Below are 19,014 nucleotides of genomic sequence, written 5' to 3' on the forward strand. Positions count from 1 at the left end.
AAGCCTTTTTTCTTCATAAGCATCATTAAATAGTTCTAATTTCATACTTTTGCACAACATTATAAGTTGTACGTAAAATGAGCATCGGATTATCTGAACAAGAACAACAAAGAAGGCTAAACCTGAAAGCCTTGATCGACCTAGGCATTGACCCCTTCCCAGCTGAAGAGTTCAAAGTAAATGCTACGGCTGAAGATATTTTAGAAAACTACGAAAGAGATAAGATCAATTATAAAAGCATCAGTTTTGCTGGACGTATCATGAGTCGCCGTGTGATGGGGAGTGCCTCATTCTTGGAACTTCAAGATTCGACCGGGCGTATTCAAGCTTACGTAAAACGTGATGACATCTGCCCTGACGAAGACAAGACCTTATATAATACCGTATTCAAAAAGTTATTGGATATCGGTGATATCATTGGTATCACTGGTTTTGTGTTCACTACCCAAACGGGAGAAATCAGTATCCACGTCCAAACCTTAAAGGTACTTACCAAAGCTTTGAGACCTCTTCCTATCGTTAAGGAAGCAGACGGAAAGACTTTTGATGCCTTTACAGATCCAGAACAACGCTATAGAATGCGCTATGTTGACCTGATCGTAAATTCCCATAATAAAGAGATTTTTGTTAAGCGTACGAAGCTGTTCAACGCTATGCGTGAATACTTCAACAACGCTGGATATATGGAAGTAGAGACTCCGATCTTACAGGCAATCCCTGGTGGAGCGGCTGCACGTCCATTCATTACCCATCACAATGCATTGGATATCCCATTGTATCTGCGTATCGCCAATGAACTTTATCTGAAAAGATTGATCGTTGGAGGTTTTGATGGAGTCTATGAGTTCTCCAAAAACTTCAGAAATGAAGGTATGGACAGAACACATAACCCGGAGTTTACCGCTATGGAAATCTATGTAGCCTATAAAGACTACAACTGGATGATGGATTTCACAGAAAATCTATTAGAGCACTGTGCAATCGCGGTAAACGGTACTACAGAAGCTACATTTGGCGAGCATCAGGTTGATTTCAAAGCGCCTTATCCTAGGGTGAGCATGACGGATGCTATCAAACAGTTCACCGGTTTTGATATCACAGGAAAATCGGAGGATGAAATCCGCCAGGCAGCAAAAGGCATGGGAATCGATGTAAATGACACGATGGGTAAAGGAAAGTTGATCGATGAAATCTTCGGAGAGAAATGTGAAGGGAACTTTATCCAGCCTACATTTATCACAGACTACCCTATCGAAATGTCTCCATTGACAAAAAAACATAGAGACAATCCAGAATTGACAGAACGTTTTGAACTGATGGTCTGCGGTAAGGAAATTGCCAACGCATATTCTGAGCTTAACGATCCTATTGATCAAAGAGAACGTTTCGAGCATCAACTAAAACTATCTGAGAAAGGTGATGACGAAGCCATGTTCATTGACCAGGATTTCTTGCGTTCATTGGAATACGGTATGCCTCCTACCTCAGGACTAGGAATCGGAATGGACAGATTGATCATGTTCCTGACCAACAACCCTTCGATCCAAGAAGTGCTATTCTTCCCTCAGATGCGTCCTGAAAAAGTTGCTAAAGTTGCTTCAACAGCTGATTATGTAGAACAAGGAATTCCTGAAGCATGGGTTCCCGTACTTCAAAAAATGGGATTCACGACCATTGAACTTCTCAAAGAAGCTAACCCAAACAAAGTTTTCAATGACTTGGGCGGAATGCGTAAGAAAATGAAATTAGACGTTGCCATGCCAACAAAAGACGAAGTCTTGGCTTGGTTCGAATAAACATAACAAAACAATAAAAAAGCTCCAATGAATAATCATTGGAGCTTTTTTTTAATCCTAAATGTGGATTAGTTAACAACTAATTGCTTTATCATATAATCATACTTATACTCCTGAAAATATTTACTGAAACTACCCAATTTTACAGCTGTAAAATATAATGGATAATTCAATTCCAAAATACTTTCCTTTTTAATCTTTGTCCAACGTTTAAATAAACTATTGATTTTTTCAGCTCCTGTCGCCTTCTCAATTAACGTTTCTTTCATGCCACTATTACGATGATAAACAACGAATCTTGTTTCATCTAAAACTTTCATTTCTTGAGCAGATAATTTAATATCCTTTACGCATTTTTCATATGCATTAACAAATTCCGCTTGAGGAAAGTCTGATTGCAGGACATAATAAGAAACCAGACCATAATAGACCCAATTAACATAATACAGATCAGGATTGTTGATTTTTATTTTGTCATAATCAGATTGCAAGATCAATTCATTTTGATCAGGTAAATCCATTCGTGGATTTACAGTCAAACTTTTGTCAAAACCAAATACGCTGTTCTTTACGTCTTTGTAACCCAACATCTCCTTATAGAATAGATCTCTTTCCTTCACATTAACAAAATAGCCCTTAAACATATTGAAATCATTAAAATATAGTCCAGAACCAGCAGTTGATTCCAAATATTTTACCGCTCTATCTTTATTTTCTATCATAAGGTCCTGAAACTGCTTGAAACTTTCAAATTTTTCATTCTCGAAAGCAAGATTCATTTGGGAGATACTGAAACTTATTGGTTGCTTTTTATACGCATCAAAATAATCCAAGTCAAATCCATTTTGTTGACTTTTTAAATTGAATATCCTTCCTGGATAAATCTGGTCTGCATTAAGCTCATCAACCAAAAATTCATCATTTTTATCATCAACAGCAATAGAAACAAATTTATACTGCTCTTCATCTTCCCGTATTGGAATATTATTTTCTTTTGAGCACGAAATAAATACGAATAATGAAAAAGCAATGATTTTAATAGAATGTGATTTCATAATTTTTATCAAACAGTTAATAAATGTAAATATATGTTTTATGACAATCGAAACAGTCAAAAGATTAATGAAAAATGGGTTTTTTATCAAATAATTTTTCAGGTTCAAATCATAGCTAAAAATTGAGGTATCCCATCTAATCAAAACAATTGAAATATTTTACCGTTTACTTATTTTAGACTGTATGGCTAAAAACAAAATCTATGAGAAAGCTCAATTTTATATATTTCATCCCCCTTTTGGCTGCCTGCGCAAGCAACCAAGGCAGCAGCACAAAACCTCCAAAAATCATGGGGAATTGGCAATGGATTGAAACCTCTGGCGGATTTGCCGGAATCACGAAAACACCCGAATCTACCCGCGAAATCAAGCATCTGCAAATAACAAAAGACAGCGTGTACTACTACGAAAATGGTGAACTGACTTCCACCCTGCCCTATAAACTCACCTTGACCAAGTCCATGCTCAATAACAAGGACAGCTGGCTGCTCAATGAAGCCCCACATAAGGTATTTGTTTACCGACAAGATAGCACCCTTGTCCTACAAGAAGACTGCTTTGATTGCTATTCACATAAATACGTGAAGATGAAGGAGAAGTAAGGTGGTTAGACATTAGACACAAGACATTAGACATAAGACAACAAGACGTCGAAACGGCTAGAGCAGCAAAACTATTATCGCACTCCCAATTCTTTAAAAAAAAATGTAATCCTCAATCTTCGATTGAGGAACTGTACGCCAAAATGGCTAACATAAAATTTCATAGAGAAATATGCTGTGTTTATTCTGAGAATTTTCGTGCTTACCAATTACAAGTTGGTTAGAACTATGTTTCTAGCTAAGCAATCCCAAGTTTAATTTCCAGAAAAATATCTTTTTTACGGCATACTGCCCTAGAAGGGCAGTATTATTTTAGCAATGGTATCGAACAATACAGGGTTAATGCAAAAACGCTGTTCGATTAATCGAACAGCGTTTTTGCGCGACCTCCAGGCTAGCGTTCCATCTCTGCTAAAATAATGGAACCCCAAAAGGGGGTCTTTACCTACCAAATTTGACACCTTTCTAACCCCATATTGCTGCAATCTTGGTCTATCCTCTAATCCTTAGGTTCCCGGTTCATTCCATGATCTTGGTCTATCCACCAATCCCTTCCATCCTGGTTCAAATGCATTTGGCCGTATGCGATGCCCCTACCAAATTTGATTCCTTTCCTGCCCCATCCTTCTAACAATCCCAAAAAAGAAAATTATTCTGTGAAAGCTGAAGATCTTTTGTCTGATGTCTATTGTCTGATGTCTAAAAACAAAAAGCCCCCGTTTTAAGGCGGGGGTTTTTGTTTTTATTTAGTTGCATCCGGAAGGAGAATAAACTTATAGAAGTCTTCTTCTTTCAGGTACTTATTTGCGGCTTCTTTGACAGACTCCACGGTTACTTTATCTAGTTCTTCCAGATAACGGGTAACATTGGTTGGATCCGTTTGATTCTGAACTGAACCAAGTATTTCACTTGCCCAGAAACCATTTTCCCTTAGGCTTAATTCCAACTGACGCTTTTCTTCAATCTTGAACTTATCCAGATCAACCTGTGATGGACCATTGGCTTTTAACTTTTTGATCTCATCCATGGATGAGTTGATCAAGGAAGGGTATTTGTCCACACTTGTTCCAAAAACGATCAGGAAGGAATATCTTGGTTTAGGGAATTTACTGTAGGAGAACCTTGCTCCAGTTCCATAAACACCACTTTCTTCCTCGCGAAGGCGCTCGATCAATTTATTGGTTAGAATAGTCTCCACAGCGCTTGCATTGATGTTCTCCTGCTCATTATAGGTATAATCTCCATATAAGGTCAAACGAACCATGGCCTTCGCCTCTTTACCTTTATTTACGATTTTCTCAACTCCCTTATTTTTTTCATAAAGGTTCAGGTCCTTAGGCTTTTCAGCACGGTTTGTTGTTGGCAATGAAGCAACATATTCTTCTAAATATGGTTTGATTTCTTCCTCAGTGAAGGAACCAACAATCACAAAAGTAAAATCAGAAGCATCGGCAAATCTATCTTTATAGATCTCTAACGCTCTAGCTTGGTTCACTTTATCAAGTTCGTTAATACCATAAGGAACACGACGGATGCTATTTCCATAAAGCGTACGCTGTATAGCATCACTGTAAACGAAGTTTGGATCGTTGTCACGGTTTGCCATCATGTCCTTTTGCTTGCTAATGGTACTTTGGAACACATCATCCTCAATTCTAGGCTCGGTAAAGTATCCATAGACCATTTCGAAGGCAGTTTTCAAACTCTCCTTGTCTGTAGCACCTCTCAACCCTTCAGAACGCTCCGTAATGTAAGGGCTAATGTTGACTTCCTTGCCGGTCAAGCTTTTCTGCAATTCCACGGTATTCAATTGTCCGATACCTGAACTGTTCACTAAATTTCCAGCAAAAGTTGCAGACATATAATCAGCATCTGAATATAATGAAGTACCACCTGGGCTATAAGCAGAGATCATGATTTGATCATTCTTGAATTTGGTTGGTTTCAATAAAACCTTAACGCCATTGCTCAAGGTCAATTCCTTGGTTTCAATGCCGTCGATAGATTTTTCAGATTTAATCGAACCCTTCACTGGCGTCTTAGATAACATTGGTAAATCAGAAACCTTATCATCATACGGTTTTAGATCTTCCTTTTCGATAGCTGCAAACCATGAATTTACAGCGGCTTCTTCAGGAAGTTTGTCTTTCTCTGCATCCGGAGCCAAGATCAAAACATCTCGGTTTATATCCTTATAGAATTCCTTACCAACTGCTTCCACCTCTTTTAGGGTCAATGTCGGTAATAATTGTTTCGTGATTTCATAGCGATCCTCATTGCTCAATGCCGGACCATCCTTCAAGAAATGGTTCAGATAAGCATTTACATAGCTATCTGACTTTCTTTTGTCACGCTCCACATAAGAAGTCTCATTATTTTTCGCAATTGAGCTGACAGCGCGTTTAAATTCAGTTTCTGTAAAACCAAACCTTTGGAAACGGTCCAATTCTCTGACCACTGCTTTAAATCCTTCTTCGAACTGTCCAGGTTTAGAAACGAAAAATGCACCTAAATTATCCAATCCGCCAAGGAATCCCGAGATATCCACACCACCTTGAATGAAAGGAGGATTAGCAGATTGACTCAATTCACTGTAACGGGCATTGATCATTTGGTTAAAGACATCCTTCAATAATTCTCTTCTATAGTCTTTGACCGTGCTTACCTTTTCTTCTGGGTGCTTGATCATGATCTGACCAACCGTATAGGTCATTTCTGGATCTGTTACCTTAATGAATTGGTTCTTGTTTAATAGATCAACCTTGTATTCTGTACGCGGTTTGATGGTCTTAGGAACCTTCATGTCCGAGAACAATCTTTTCACTTCCGCCTCCATCTGCTGAGGATCTACATCCCCTACAATAATTAAAGATTGCAGATCAGGACGGTACCATTCAGCATGGAAATTACGGATTACCTCCGGATCAAAATTCATGATCACCTGTTCCGTTCCGATTGGAAGACGATCTGCATAGCGCGAGCCATTTAACATCACCTTGATGTACTGATCACGCATACGTTGCTGAGCGCCTCTACCACCACGCATCTCTTCCATGATTACGCCACGCTCCTTATTGATCTCGTCGGTTTCCAACAAGGCATCCTGTGCCCAATCACGCATTACCTGTAATCCATTTTTTAACAATTCAGGATCATCAGAAGGAATAGGCAATTGATAGACAGTTTCATCAAAACTGGTATAGGCATTCAAGTCCGATCCAAAACGGACACCTGCTTTTTGCAAATAGTCAATCAAATCATTCTTAGGGAAATGTTTAAGACCATTAAAGTTCATGTGCTCCATAAAGTGCGCCAATCCCAATTCCTTTTCATTTTCCAGGATAGAACCGACTTTCATCGCCAAGTACATGGTCACACGTTTTTCCGGTTCCGAGTTTTTGCGTATATAGTATTGAAATCCATTTGCTAACTTGCCTTTAATAACATCTTTATCAAATGGCAATTTAGCGTCCCATTTCAGCGAGTCATTCATCAAGATGACCTTCGCCTCTGGGTTAAAGTTTGTTGGCACATAAGCACTAGCCATTTCTGTTGCAAAAGGCAATAAAAATGCTAATGCCAAGGGTTTTAGAAGTTTCATAATTTCAAAAAAAATTTACTAGAATGGTTACTAAATTATATTTGGAAAGCAATCTACAATAAATTTATTTAGCTTTAAAACAAATCTTCTATTCAAACTATAGAATTATATATTTTTAACAAATGGATTGGGAACTGACAAAAAGGGATTTTAAACGTTACTTATTATTGGAAAGAGGATTGAGTGACAATAGTATTGCAGCCTATTTAAATGACGTCCAAAAACTTCAGAGTTTTGCCGAATTACAACAAATTGAACTGAAGCAATTCCAAACCCAACATATACAGCAATTTCTGCAATGGATCAATGAATTCGCCGTTTCCGAATACACCCAAGCCCGACTCCTTTCTGGCATTAAGACTTTCTTCGGATTCCTTCAGATTGAACATGGCTTTCCAAATATTCCAGCTGAATTGATCGAGTCCCCTCGCCTTTCCAGAAAAATCCCTGCTGTTCTCAGTATCCAAGAAATCGACGAACTTATCGCTGGCATTGATCTTTCATCGCCAGAAGGCATGCGGAACAAAACCATCCTCGAAATCCTATACGGATGTGGACTTCGGGTCTCTGAACTTTGCAACCTCAAAATATCGAATCTCTTCCTTGATGTGGAGTTCATAAAAGTGGAAGGAAAGGGAAATAAAGAACGACTTATCCCAATAGGTCAGCAAGCGATCAAGTTCCTAAAGCTTTATTTGGACGAGATCCGTGTACATCAGGTAATCAAACCTGGCAAAGAAGATTATGTTTTCTTAAATCGCAGGGGCGCACCATTGTCCCGAGTCATGATCTATTTGATCATTAAAGACCTCGCCAATAAGATTGGTCTGAGCAAAGAGATCAGCCCCCACACCTTTCGCCATAGTTTTGCCTCCCACCTGGTTGAAGGTGGTGCAGACTTAAGGGCAGTACAGGATATGCTTGGCCATGAGAGCATTACGACTACCGAAATTTATACTCACATCGACAAAGAATACCTACAAAGTGTAATTACCCAGTTTCACCCTAGGTCATAATGCAACAAAGTTTAATTTAATTTGCAACAGCATTGCATTTAACTTATCTTTGCACTGTGATTAGATTATTGAGGTCGTATAAACAGGTAATATCATCCTTATGGATTGGCATCATGTTCCTTTCCATCAGCCTGATCGTTTTGCACCGCCATGATCATTCCCATGAAAACCAAGATGCCTGCGAAGTAAACCATAAACATCAGCACGATCATTCCCACGGAGAGGACTGTCACTATTGTTTTCTTTTCTTTCAGCAAGGCATACAGATTGAAAACCCCTTCCATTGGGAATCTAATCCGAAAGGTTTTCTATTAAATAGCATTCAAAGCATCCTAGTTTTTGAAGCTCCGATATTGGAACCCAAATCCAGCAAAAGCCTCCGGGCCCCTCCCTATGACTATTTTACCACAAACGTGTAATATATAGCATTTAATACCCTTTTTTTATAACAATACATGTTGAAATATGCATGGACTGTGCTCATCCTATTTCTAATAAATAGCGCTGTAGCTCAGGACAACTCCAATCAATATATAAAAGGTATTGTCATGGACGAGCAGGATCAGCCGATATTTGCAGCAAATATCAGTATCCAAAACTCCGACATCAGTACCTCATCCGATATCCATGGAAACTTTAAGATCAAGGTTGGCCAAGGACATCAGCATCTTACGCTAAAAGTTACGGCCTTAGGCTATGAAAACTTTGAACAACCCATCCATGTGGATAACGATACAGTACTGAAAATCAAGCTAAAAAGCTTTACCGAGAAAATCGATGCTGTACATGTTTCTGCACAGGTTGAAGAACAGCGAGCAGCCGTAAGGGCTAAGCTCGATAAGGAACAGATCGAAAAAAGCAAAGGTAAGTTAGCCGCTGAAGTCTTTTCTCAGCTATCGGGTGTTTCCATCCTTAATTCAGGCCATTCTGTGGCAAAACCGGTCATTCATGGTTTGCATTCCAACCGGATCATCCTCCTGAACAACGGAGTGAAACAGGAAGGACAGCAATGGGGAATGGAACATGCTCCAGAAATGGATCCCTTTACGGCAGATGAATTTGAAGTCATCAAAGGTGCACAGGCAGTTCGCTATGGCGCTGATGCATTGGGTGGAGTTTTGATCGCGAAAGCACAGCAAATCGACCCTAACAAATTCCAAGGCCGAGCCGATCTTATTGCCCAGTCCAATGGACGCGGTGGATCTGCCAACTTACAATTACAAGGCGGAATTAAATCCATCGAAGGCTTAGCTTGGAAACTTCAAGGTTCAGGTAAAAAACTTGGCGATAGCAGGATTCCAAATTATATATTGGGAAATACCGGCGTTGAAGAGATCAATTTCTCCGGAACGGTACAGTACCGCAAGGAAAACAATTTCTTGGAAGCATATTACAGCAGATTTTCAACTGAACTGGGGGTTTTCTATGGTGCCCATATAGGAAGTATCGAAGATATCTATGCGCGGATAGAAAATGGGGAACCATTTGAAAAATACGATTTCAGCTATAAGATCAATGCCCCTAAACAAGATGTAACCCATCAATTAGGGAAATTAAAATATCAATACAAACTGAACAGCGGACTTCAACTGGAAGCCCAATATTCTTTCCAGCAGAACCATAGGAAGGAATTTGATATGCGCAGAGCAGTTGCAGACAATATTCCCATGTCGGATATGGTATTGACCACACAACAACTCGAAGTGATGCTGAAGGCTAAATCGCATAGTTTTGGGATCGATCTAGGTAACCAGGTAAACAATAATACCGCCGGAACGGGTACCACTCCTATCATCCCTAACTTCGATAACTATTCCCTGGGCATTTTCGGGATCCATCAATTCCAATTCGACAAATGGCTATTGGAAGCAGGTTGGCGCTACGACTATCGGTATTTCGACGCAGCAGGATATCGTTATAAATATACCGATAAAGAACAGTCAGTCCCTCAGCAATATTTGTTGGAGGATACGCGAAGCTTCCATAACCTCTCTGGCTCCATTGCCGCAGCGTACAACATCAATCCTACTTGGCAATACAAAAGCAGCATTGGCCTTGCTTGGCGTGCGCCTACGGCCAACGAACTGTACAGCGATGGTGTACACCACGGTGCCGGCATCTATGAAATCGGAAACTTGGACCTCAAAGCAGAGCAAGGATTAAAATGGGTTCATTCCATTTCCCATAAATCTGAAACTTTAGCCTTGACAGCAGATGTATTTGGACAATATATCCATAACTATATCTACGCTGCGCCAAATCCAGATTCTGTGCGCCAGACCATCCGTGGTACCTTTCCAGTATTTAGTTATGGACAGGACAAAGCGCTATTCTATGGTGCAGACCTTCAATTGAAATGGAAGTTTATGCCAATCCTTCAATACACCCTGCAAGCTAGCCTAGTCCGGGCCAAGAACATCAGTACCGACACTTTCTTGCCCTATATCCCTTCAGACAGGATACAAAATGCCGTACAGTGGTATTATGCTGGTCCTGAAAAAGGATATATTAAGCTGAGCCATGAGTATGTAGCCAAACAGAATAGGTATACTGAAGGAACGGATTACGTTGCTCCTCCAGCTGCATACCAATTATTTCATGCATATATTACACATCCACTAACTATTAATAAACAACAGCTCCAACTTTCCTTGGCCGTTGAAAATCTTTTCAATACAAGCTACAAAGATTACATGGACCGTTTTAGGTACTATGCCCACCGCCCAGGAAGGAATCTTATTCTATCACTTAACTATAAATTCTAAAAAAATTACATCATGAAATCAAACATCTTTATTTTATTCATATTAGCTTCTTTCTTCACTTTCCAATCTTGTTCTAAAGATGATCCTACTCCTGAAGTAGACCAAGAAGAAGTAAGTGCAGCTACCTTGACCTTTACCGAAGTGGAAGCTGAAAAACACGATGACCATTACCACTACCATGATATCGCTAATCCTGAAATTGAAAAAGTGGAGTTTACAGGCGAGAAATTCCTTCCACCAGTTGGCGCTCATGTTCATTTGGAAGTAGGTAAATCATACCGATTCAACCTCATGGTTAAGGATTTCGCAGGTCGCGAAAGTCAGCAGACCTTCATCGACCGTGCCGATCAGCATTTTGCATTCCTTTTAGGAGCGCCAGCAGGTACCCTTGCAGCTGAATACAGCGACAAGACAGCTGATGGAAAAGCCGCTAACGTAGGTGTTACAGGTTATATCACCGTTTTGAAAGCTTCAGACAGTTTTACCTTCCGTTATTTGATGCGTCACTTAAACCCTGGCGTTAAGAATACGATCAATCCTAAAACTGACATCTTCAATCCAGATTTCAACAAATTCGGTGGTGCAAACGACCTAGACCTTAAAGTGGAATTCCACCTTGTAGCAGAAGACCACGAAGGTCATTAATATATTGAGAGGCTCAAAATCAATAGCTTGCTAAAATCAGCAGGCTATTGTTATATAAAACCCATAAAAAGTATTATTTTTGGCGAGCCGCCTTCGTAGTTCAATGGATAGAATGTTAGATTCCGGTTCTGATGATGTAGGTTCGATTCCTACCGAAGGTACTGAAAAAAGCCGCTTTGAGCGGCTTTTTTAGTGTTTAGTAGGGAGTATTAATTATTTAGACTCCTGCCAAACGAAAACTTTTCCAAATTGATAAAAATTGGAAACAGGACCTTAACCTTTATCTTTTTATATTTAGCCAATACTTGCAGCCTTAATTCTGACCTCATTCGAGACATATATTGAAAATTCGCAAAATGAGCAATAGTATTCCAATACTATTCCCGAATCATTCTCGAACATGCCTCGAATAAAACCCCTACTATATCCCCAAATTTTCAGTCAAAAAAACAGGGTTATTTTATCATTTTATGAGCAGATCCTTCTAATATTTTAAAAACAAACCTTCTCCATGGCAAGAATATTCTCCAAAAACTAGGGGTATAAAAAAAGGACCAACTTGGTCCAACATGTCTAAATACTAATTATTCTAATCAAAAACCCCTAGCGAGGCTGACATCTTTGTAGAATGTTGTAGCGTCCAAGGGATAACCCACAGCGTGGGTGAAATATTTTTCTGCAAATCTTTCTAAAGAAAATAGTTTCCTCATCTTACGATTACGGAATGACAACGATCCCTAAAAAATAAAAAATAGATTCTTCGCTGTGCTCTGAATCCCTCTCAGGAATATCCATTTCTGAACGGAAAGTGAAGAATCTGTACGAGAATGCCTCTACCTGCTGTCATTATCCATCGAAGATGGATGACCTGTTCGCCAGTTCAATCATTGTTTGTATGGTTCCGAGAACCTTCGTGCCTCAGGTTGACACCGGAAAAGGAAAGCTTTTATGCGACATTCTACCCTAGAAGGGCAGAATTATTTTAGAAATGGTATCGAACAAAAGGCTTAATGCAAAAAGATGTTCGATTAATCGAACATCTTTTTGCGCTATCTCTAGGCTAACCTGACATGTTAGCTCAAATAATGGAATCGCCATGAGGTCCTATATCAAAAATTTTAAAAGCTAATTTATGCGTTCGCTAATTTACGCTTGCTTAGTTCCAACAAAAAACCCTCAACCATTTAATGGTGAGGGAGTTTGTTCTGTGCGCCCACCTGGGCTCGAACCAGGGACCAAAAGATTATGAGTCTTCTACTCTAACCGACTGAGCTATAGGCGCAGTTTTTGTGCTGTTAAAATGGGTATAGGATACCCGTTTTGACGATGCAATTATCGATATTTGAGACGAGAAAACAAAATTTTTATATGCAAAAAGTTAAAAATGTTATTCTGGATTATGGAAATGTAATCTTTATGATTGACTTTCCTAAAGTGCGTCAAGCCTTTATGGATTTAGGGATTAAAAACGTGGATGATTTTTTTGGACATCATGGTCAGGACTCTTTGTTTGATGCTTTTGACAAAGGTGAGATTTCTGTTCCGGAGTTTCGGGATGGCGTCCGTAAAAAGGCCGATCGATACGATTTGAGCGATGAACAGATAGATACCGCATGGAATTCCTTGTTGCTTGGTGTACCAGAAGGAAAGCACGAAATCTTGGAGAATCTAAGGGACAATTACCGTACTTTCCTTTGTAGCAATAATAATGAACTGCACTATGCATATTGCATGAACCATATCCAGGAGAAATATGGCGTCCCAAGCAATGATGTGTTTTTTGAACGGACATATTATTCCCATTTAGAGGGATTACGCAAGCCCGATGCTGCGATTTTTGAACGCGTATTGGAGCAGAACAATCTAATTCCTGAAGAATCGCTGTTTGTTGATGACAGTCCGCAACATTTGGAAGGAGCCAAAAAGCTAGGTATCCAGACAGTTCTGTGCAGCGCAGAGAGGCCATTGGAGCAGATTGTTGCTGACTTGAAATTATATTAGAATTACCTTGCGTAATGTCATTGCTTTACTTATCTTTGCAGACCAAGAATTTTCACGACGGAAGGAGGTATACAAAAAAGCTATGATTATTGTAAATGTAAAAGAAGGAGAATCTCTAGATAGAGCATTAAAACGTTTCAAGAAGAAATTCGAGAAGACTGGTGTTTTAAGAGAATTACGTTCGCGTCAAGCTTATGAGAAAAAATCTGTTGCTCGTCGTATCCAAGTTAAGAAGGCTATTTATAAGCAATCTTTAAATCAAGATAATGCGTAATGATATAAAAAAAGCTGCTCAAGGGCAGCTTTTTTTTATTCTATATAGTTGAGCGTTTTCCAGCGAACATCAACTTTGATTTAACCTAAAATACTTCTGCTCCCCTGCAGGATTTAAGTCACAAATAAGCTATCCTTTTCCATTGTCACCAGAGGAATACAAGATCTCAGAGAGGGATTCAGAGTAAAACGAAGAATCTATTTTTATTTTTTTTAATGATCGTTGTCATCGTAAGATGAACAATCTATTTCAAATGATTGTGGATAGTTCCGAGACCCTTCGGGGCTGCCCTCAGGGTGACACAAAAAGGTATAGAAAAATATTTCACCCCCTCCAGGGGTTATCTAAACAAGCTTCTATCTCCTCATTCATTTCAGAAATAATTGGTTTCCTGAAATCCGGCAAATCCCAATTCCTTTAAATTTTCAGTAGCTTTGATTTTATCCTATAAAAAATATGTTAATTATCGATTCATCTTCTATTGATGCATATTTCAACATTGCGCTAGAAGAATATTTACTTTACAAATATCCTACTGAGCCTATATTTCTATTGTACATCAATGCACCTGCAATCATTGTAGGAAAGTTCCAGAACACTTTGGCAGAGATCAATCTAGAATATGTTCAGGAGAATGGTATTAAAGTGGTTCGGAGGATGTCTGGTGGAGGGGCGGTGTACCATGACTTAGGGAACCTGAATTTTTCTTTCCATACTAAGTTAATTGAAGAAGAGTTTATGGACTTCGCTAAGTTCACTCAGCCAGTACTCAACGTACTACATCAGTTTGGAATCCCTGCCCGCTTGGAAGGACGAAATGACCTATTGGTGGATGGCAAGAAGTTCAGTGGGAATGCAAAGCTTGCCAAAGCTGGTAAGATGATCCAACATGGCACCATATTGTTTGATTCGGAGATGAGTATTTTGGCGGATGCTTTGAAGATAAATCCATTAAAGTTTCAGGATAAGGCCGTAAAATCCAATCGTTCAAGGGTGATAAACCTGAAGGAATACTTACCTGAACAAGTGAGCATAGATCATATTAAACAAGCCTTAATCGATCAGATGATGATTGATGATCCTCAAGCGAGGGTTTATGAACTGACGGATGAAGACGTGAAAGCTGTAGAAAAGTTAATCGCTGAAAAGTATGGTACTTGGGATTGGAACTTTGGTTTTTCGCCCATGTATAACTTCAAGAATGCGATCAAAGTACCATCTGGATTTATAGAGCTCCATATGGATGTTTTACAGGGCGGAGTGATCAATGCGGTAAAGATCTTCGGAGATTTCTTTGCCTCTAAACCTATTGAAGAATTGGAAAACAAGCTTGTTGGAATCAATCACAATGAAAATGATATTCGGGTTTTGCTAAATTCTGTTGATCTTACATCTTATTTTGGTAAGGTGACGGTGGATGAAATCATCTCTATATTTAGGTAGATGGAATGCTAGGCTGTGGCGATGAGAATTTAAGATTCAGGTCAACACATCCCAATCTATAATCATAACAGCAAAAATATTTATATGGAAATAAAGGTAATAACGGGCAGCGTCGATGTTCATGCCAATGAAAAAAATACTGGTGGAATAAAAATAGAGGCAAAGATAAAAGCCTACATTGAGGAAAATAATATCAAGGACATAAAGAATGTGCTTCCTGTTCAGGTTCAATGGGTAAAAGATACCAATGCATATTACACCCTTTTTTATTCCGTTACATTAATAATTTAATAGAAAATATGGAGGATAAGGTATTTACATAATTTCATGTCTTGAATCCTTATAAAAAAGAAAGCCTTTCAAGGATGTCCTGAAAGGCTTTTTCTATTGTTTATGGTCTTATTTAGAGCTGTAAAACTCATTAATAAAACTTTTACTTCTTTTTCAATTTCTGCAAACGATCTTTTGCTTCAGGGATGATATCATCATCGCCTTCGTAATTTTCAATAACACTCTCCAAAGTACTTCTTGCCTGAACAGCATCCCCTTTGCGGGCATAGGTATCAGCAAGCAGGATAAAGCTCTTTGCAACCCAATAATCATTGTTATCCATGTTATTGATTACATCAAAGGCTGATTCCTGTGCTTTTGTGTATTGTTTCTTGGCATATTGTAATTCAGCTACACGGTACCTAGCTTCTGCACTGGCTGTAGCCTTACTTTTCAGTGCTGCCAGATTCAGCTCCTTCAAAGCAGACTCTGCATTCCCTTCTTTCTCATAGGCTTTGGCGCTATAGAGATGGGCGGTTGCAATTTCTGCCTCGGTTGCATTATTGTAATTCTTGATCAGTTCCACATAATTCTGCATCTGCTCATAGTCACCGATTTCATAATAACAGATCATCAGGTTGGTAATGGCATAGCCATAGTTATCCTTATAATCTGAATTGAGTTCCAGTTTTTTGAGGTGCACGATAGCTTCGTTGTATTCCTTCAGTTTCAGGTACAGTGCAGCGACAGTCATCAAGGTTTTCTCGGTGTACTGGCTTGTCCAGTCATTCAGAATGATGTTTAGGTCATGCAAGGCTTCCTCAGGTCGGTTCGTATGATATAAACTCACCCCTCTGATGTATCGCGCATGTTTCTCTTGCCTAGGTTTCGGAAATTTATCAAAATAGGCATTGATGGCTTCCACAGCTGGACCATATTGCCCTCTGTTGAATAAGGTATTACCGGCTTGAAAAGCTAGGTTATCCTGTTCTGCTGGACTCAGGTCAGTGATATTCGTACTGGTAGCATATTGGATATAACTGGTAGCATCACCTTGATCAAGATATATATTTTCTATGGATAGCAATGCTTGTGAGGCCTCACTGGTTTTAGAGTAATCCTTTACAATTTTCTGAAAGGTAGCCATTGCAGCTTCGGAATCGTCTTTATTGTATTGGACAAGCCCAATGGTCATCAATGCTCTCGGAACATAGCTACTACGAGGATATTTTTCGATCATCTTCTGCAAACCTTCGATTGCAACATCGTAATCACCTTTCACGAAATAGATATATGGGATTTCAAAGGCCACATCATCTGCATAATTGGATCCTGGGAATTTCTCCACTACTGAACGCAAAGTATTGAGCTTGGCTTCATTGTCACCCTGCAATCCTTGGATAATACCATGTTGGAACAAGGCATAATCCTGATTTGGAGCCTTTTCATCGATCAATTGATCGTAGTATTCATTGGCTTTTCCATAGTTTCGCATGGACAGATAAGAATCGCCTAATCGTGCAATCACATCAAATCGGGTGTTTTTATCCAATCCCCCTCCTTCATATGCAAGAAAGCGTTCAAAGTACTGCGCCGCCACACTATATCTGTTGATACGGAATGCTGAGTATGCCAAGGCATAATTTGCATAATTGTACACAGAGGTTTGCTTGGCAACGGGCAACTGAAGGAATTTGGTAAAGTTATCGACCGCTTCACCGTATTTACGGACCTCGTACATGGCTTCTGCCTTCCAATAGGTAGCTAATGCTGCCATTTCTTTATCAAACGGGTATTTCTCGGAACGCATGAACATGGAAATACTGTTCTCGAAGGCACGCTCATTGTAAAACTCCAACCCTCTGTAATAGGTTATCTTCTGGTAGACCCTATCGGCAACCTCTTCCCTATTGTCGAATGATTCCAACAGGTAAACAGCGACCTGAAAATTGCTGGAACCCGCCAAAACCTTAGCCATTCTTACTTCTGTAGTCTCTGAACCTTTCTCCTCTTTGTCAAGATTGTCATAGGTCATTTGAATAAATTGCTGCAGGGGAACTAAGGAGGCTTGGACAGAGTCCAGGTCATATAAGATTTTAGCGTAGTTATATAGCGCATCTGCCTTTAGATCTTCGTCGAAACTAAGTCTTGAAGCTTTATAGAAAGCGTCACGAGCGCCTTGTTTATCTCCGCTTTCTTGAGCCATATAGCCTAAGGCGATAATGGAGCTTTGATAAAATGCATCTCCCGGCTCTACTTTTTTCAGAATGGAAGTCGCTCTTTCAAATTCCTTACCCCTATAGGCAATAATACCGATCCTGTTGTTGTCAATATTGCTGCCCTTAGCATTTGGATATTTCTGCGGAAGAGGAAAGTGATATGGCTCCTTGAAACCATTCTTCTTAAAGTACATACTTGCGGCAATCTGGCGAAGTTCGACCTCTAAAGCTTTCCGGTCGATGTTCATCTCCGGACTCCTTCGCATCTTTACTGCATCGGCCAACATTGGACGGTAATCCCTAACCACCTCAATGGAATCCATATCCTGTGGTTTAGTTCTTTCCAATGGTTTGGTAGGCACCTGCTCCTTTTTCTCTTCTTGCGCATAGCCTGCAACCAGCATAACGGAAAAGGTTCCGGTAAGTATATATTTTAAGTAATTATTGCGAATCCTCTGTTTAAGTATCATTGTTCGTCCGTATTTCATAGCTTTCCCAAACATTCTTTCCTGATGGAAATAATAATGATTTATGTTCTCCCCCTAAAGTGTGATACCCAAAACTAAAAAATTCAATTCACATTCAGGGGGATTGTCAAGAAATAGGCAAACTCAATGCCAATATATTTACATTTGGAACAAAAGGAATTATTTCTCTATATAGATTAAAATCAAGAATTATTATAACAAAAATAGCCCCAACCTTCAGGTCAGGGCCATTTTATTTGACTTAATAATAACCTACTTATTGTATTTTGCTTCGAAGGCATCTGAAGCCTTGTTCACATTATTCGCAGCATCTTCAAAAGCTTTATTGATATCATCCAACAACTTAGTTTCCGTAGCTGGATCTTCAACATTGTTCTTACGGATTTCGATCAATTTAGGATAAGAATCCGTTACGATTTTCTGGTAACCTTTTAAGCCATCCACGACAGCTTTCTGAAATTCACCGTCTCCGTTAAAATCACCAAGATCTTCTACTTTCTTGATATCAGCACTTAAAGCTTTTTCCCATTCGCCACGTACGGTTTCTGCTTTGGCATAATCCGCAGAGGTCATCGCTGAGTTCATATTGGCAATATGTGACTCATTCTCATTGATCACTGTAATGATTGAATTGTTGTATTCCGCTGCATTCTTCGAGCTAGATCCACAACTTCCTAGGGTCAATGCGCCTAATACGGCTAGGCATGCAAAAGATTTTCTTATCATAATATGCTTTTTTATTTTTTTACTTGTTTTCAAATCCAATATTGAAACATACTTTCAAATTGTTATTACAAATTTATTCCAAAAACAAGTGCATACCTATAGCTGAAATCAGG

15 protein-coding genes and 2 tRNA genes are annotated in these 19,014 nt (G+C 39.3%); 10 read left to right on the plus strand and 7 right to left on the minus strand.

The window, feature by feature from the left end:
* The first annotated feature begins 77 nt into the window (after positions 1-77).
* Positions 78-1,796: a lysine--tRNA ligase gene (gene lysS / locus NLF99_RS06735; RefSeq protein WP_185212242.1), complete on the plus strand. Its 1,719-nt coding sequence runs from the start codon at positions 78-80 to the stop codon at positions 1,794-1,796.
* A gap of 68 nt (positions 1,797-1,864) precedes the next feature.
* Here the strand turns inward: lysS and NLF99_RS06740 are convergent, their stop codons facing one another.
* Complete coding sequence (locus NLF99_RS06740) at positions 1,865-2,851, minus strand: hypothetical protein (protein ID WP_254527287.1); 987 nt, start codon at positions 2,849-2,851, stop codon at positions 1,865-1,867.
* A 203-nt stretch (positions 2,852-3,054) separates the two neighbouring features.
* On the opposite strand from NLF99_RS06740, the gene NLF99_RS06745 reads away from it, so the two are divergent.
* Complete coding sequence (locus tag NLF99_RS06745) at positions 3,055-3,453, plus strand: hypothetical protein (RefSeq protein WP_254527288.1); 399 nt, start codon at positions 3,055-3,057, stop codon at positions 3,451-3,453.
* A 499-nt stretch (positions 3,454-3,952) separates the two neighbouring features.
* Here the strand turns inward: NLF99_RS06745 and NLF99_RS06750 are convergent, their stop codons facing one another.
* Positions 3,953-4,093, minus strand: a complete 141-nt coding sequence (locus NLF99_RS06750; RefSeq protein ID WP_254527289.1) for a hypothetical protein — start codon at positions 4,091-4,093, stop codon at positions 3,953-3,955.
* 102 nt (positions 4,094-4,195) lie between these two features.
* Positions 4,196-7,054: a pitrilysin family protein gene (locus NLF99_RS06755; RefSeq protein WP_254527290.1), complete on the minus strand. Its 2,859-nt coding sequence runs from the start codon at positions 7,052-7,054 to the stop codon at positions 4,196-4,198.
* A gap of 122 nt (positions 7,055-7,176) precedes the next feature.
* Between NLF99_RS06755 and xerD the strand changes: the two genes are divergently transcribed.
* Positions 7,177-8,070, plus strand: a complete 894-nt coding sequence (gene xerD / locus NLF99_RS06760; RefSeq protein ID WP_254527291.1) for a site-specific tyrosine recombinase XerD — start codon at positions 7,177-7,179, stop codon at positions 8,068-8,070.
* A 98-nt stretch (positions 8,071-8,168) separates the two neighbouring features.
* Here the strand turns inward: xerD and NLF99_RS06765 are convergent, their stop codons facing one another.
* Positions 8,169-8,354 (minus strand): hypothetical protein, encoded by a 186-nt coding sequence (locus tag NLF99_RS06765; RefSeq protein ID WP_254527292.1) that lies wholly within the window; start codon positions 8,352-8,354, stop codon positions 8,169-8,171.
* Positions 8,355-8,525: 171 nt separating this feature from the next.
* Between NLF99_RS06765 and NLF99_RS06770 the strand changes: the two genes are divergently transcribed.
* From NLF99_RS06770 to NLF99_RS06780, 3 genes are all read left to right on the plus strand, one after another.
* Positions 8,526-10,835 carry a TonB-dependent receptor gene (locus NLF99_RS06770; protein ID WP_254527293.1) on the plus strand — a complete coding sequence of 770 codons (2,310 nt, stop codon included), beginning with the start codon at positions 8,526-8,528 and terminating at the stop codon, positions 10,833-10,835.
* 12 nt (positions 10,836-10,847) lie between these two features.
* Positions 10,848-11,480 (plus strand): hypothetical protein, encoded by a 633-nt coding sequence (locus NLF99_RS06775; RefSeq protein ID WP_254527294.1) that lies wholly within the window; start codon positions 10,848-10,850, stop codon positions 11,478-11,480.
* 89 nt (positions 11,481-11,569) lie between these two features.
* Positions 11,570-11,641, plus strand: a tRNA-Arg gene (locus tag NLF99_RS06780).
* A 1,047-nt stretch (positions 11,642-12,688) separates the two neighbouring features.
* Here the strand turns inward: NLF99_RS06780 and NLF99_RS06785 are convergent.
* A tRNA-Ile gene (locus NLF99_RS06785) sits at positions 12,689-12,762 on the minus strand.
* A gap of 86 nt (positions 12,763-12,848) precedes the next feature.
* Here NLF99_RS06785 and NLF99_RS06790 point away from each other — a divergent pair.
* The 4 genes from NLF99_RS06790 to NLF99_RS06805 all read left to right on the plus strand — a co-directional run bounded on the left by NLF99_RS06790 (position 12,849) and on the right by NLF99_RS06805 (position 15,489).
* Positions 12,849-13,481, plus strand: a complete 633-nt coding sequence (locus NLF99_RS06790) for an HAD family phosphatase (protein WP_254527295.1) — start codon at positions 12,849-12,851, stop codon at positions 13,479-13,481.
* Between the two features lie 82 nt (positions 13,482-13,563).
* On the plus strand, positions 13,564-13,755 hold the full coding sequence (rpsU, locus tag NLF99_RS06795; RefSeq protein WP_093097788.1) for a 30S ribosomal protein S21: 192 nt from the start codon (positions 13,564-13,566) through the stop codon (positions 13,753-13,755).
* Between the two features lie 456 nt (positions 13,756-14,211).
* A complete protein-coding gene (locus tag NLF99_RS06800; protein ID WP_254527298.1) occupies positions 14,212-15,198 on the plus strand; it encodes a lipoate--protein ligase in 987 nt (328 codons plus the stop codon).
* An 84-nt stretch (positions 15,199-15,282) separates the two neighbouring features.
* Positions 15,283-15,489, plus strand: a complete 207-nt coding sequence (locus NLF99_RS06805; RefSeq protein ID WP_185216512.1) for a hypothetical protein — start codon at positions 15,283-15,285, stop codon at positions 15,487-15,489.
* 142 nt (positions 15,490-15,631) lie between these two features.
* Here the strand turns inward: NLF99_RS06805 and NLF99_RS06810 are convergent, their stop codons facing one another.
* Both NLF99_RS06810 and NLF99_RS06815 read right to left on the minus strand, forming a co-directional pair.
* A complete protein-coding gene (locus NLF99_RS06810; protein ID WP_254527299.1) occupies positions 15,632-18,157 on the minus strand; it encodes a tetratricopeptide repeat protein in 2,526 nt (841 codons plus the stop codon).
* 270 nt (positions 18,158-18,427) lie between these two features.
* A complete protein-coding gene (locus NLF99_RS06815; RefSeq protein ID WP_254527301.1) occupies positions 18,428-18,901 on the minus strand; it encodes a hypothetical protein in 474 nt (157 codons plus the stop codon).
* Positions 18,902-19,014 lie beyond the last annotated feature (113 nt).

This window comes from Sphingobacterium sp. LZ11T8 (genome assembly GCF_024261425.1).
Lineage (GTDB): Bacteria > Bacteroidota > Bacteroidia > Sphingobacteriales > Sphingobacteriaceae > Sphingobacterium.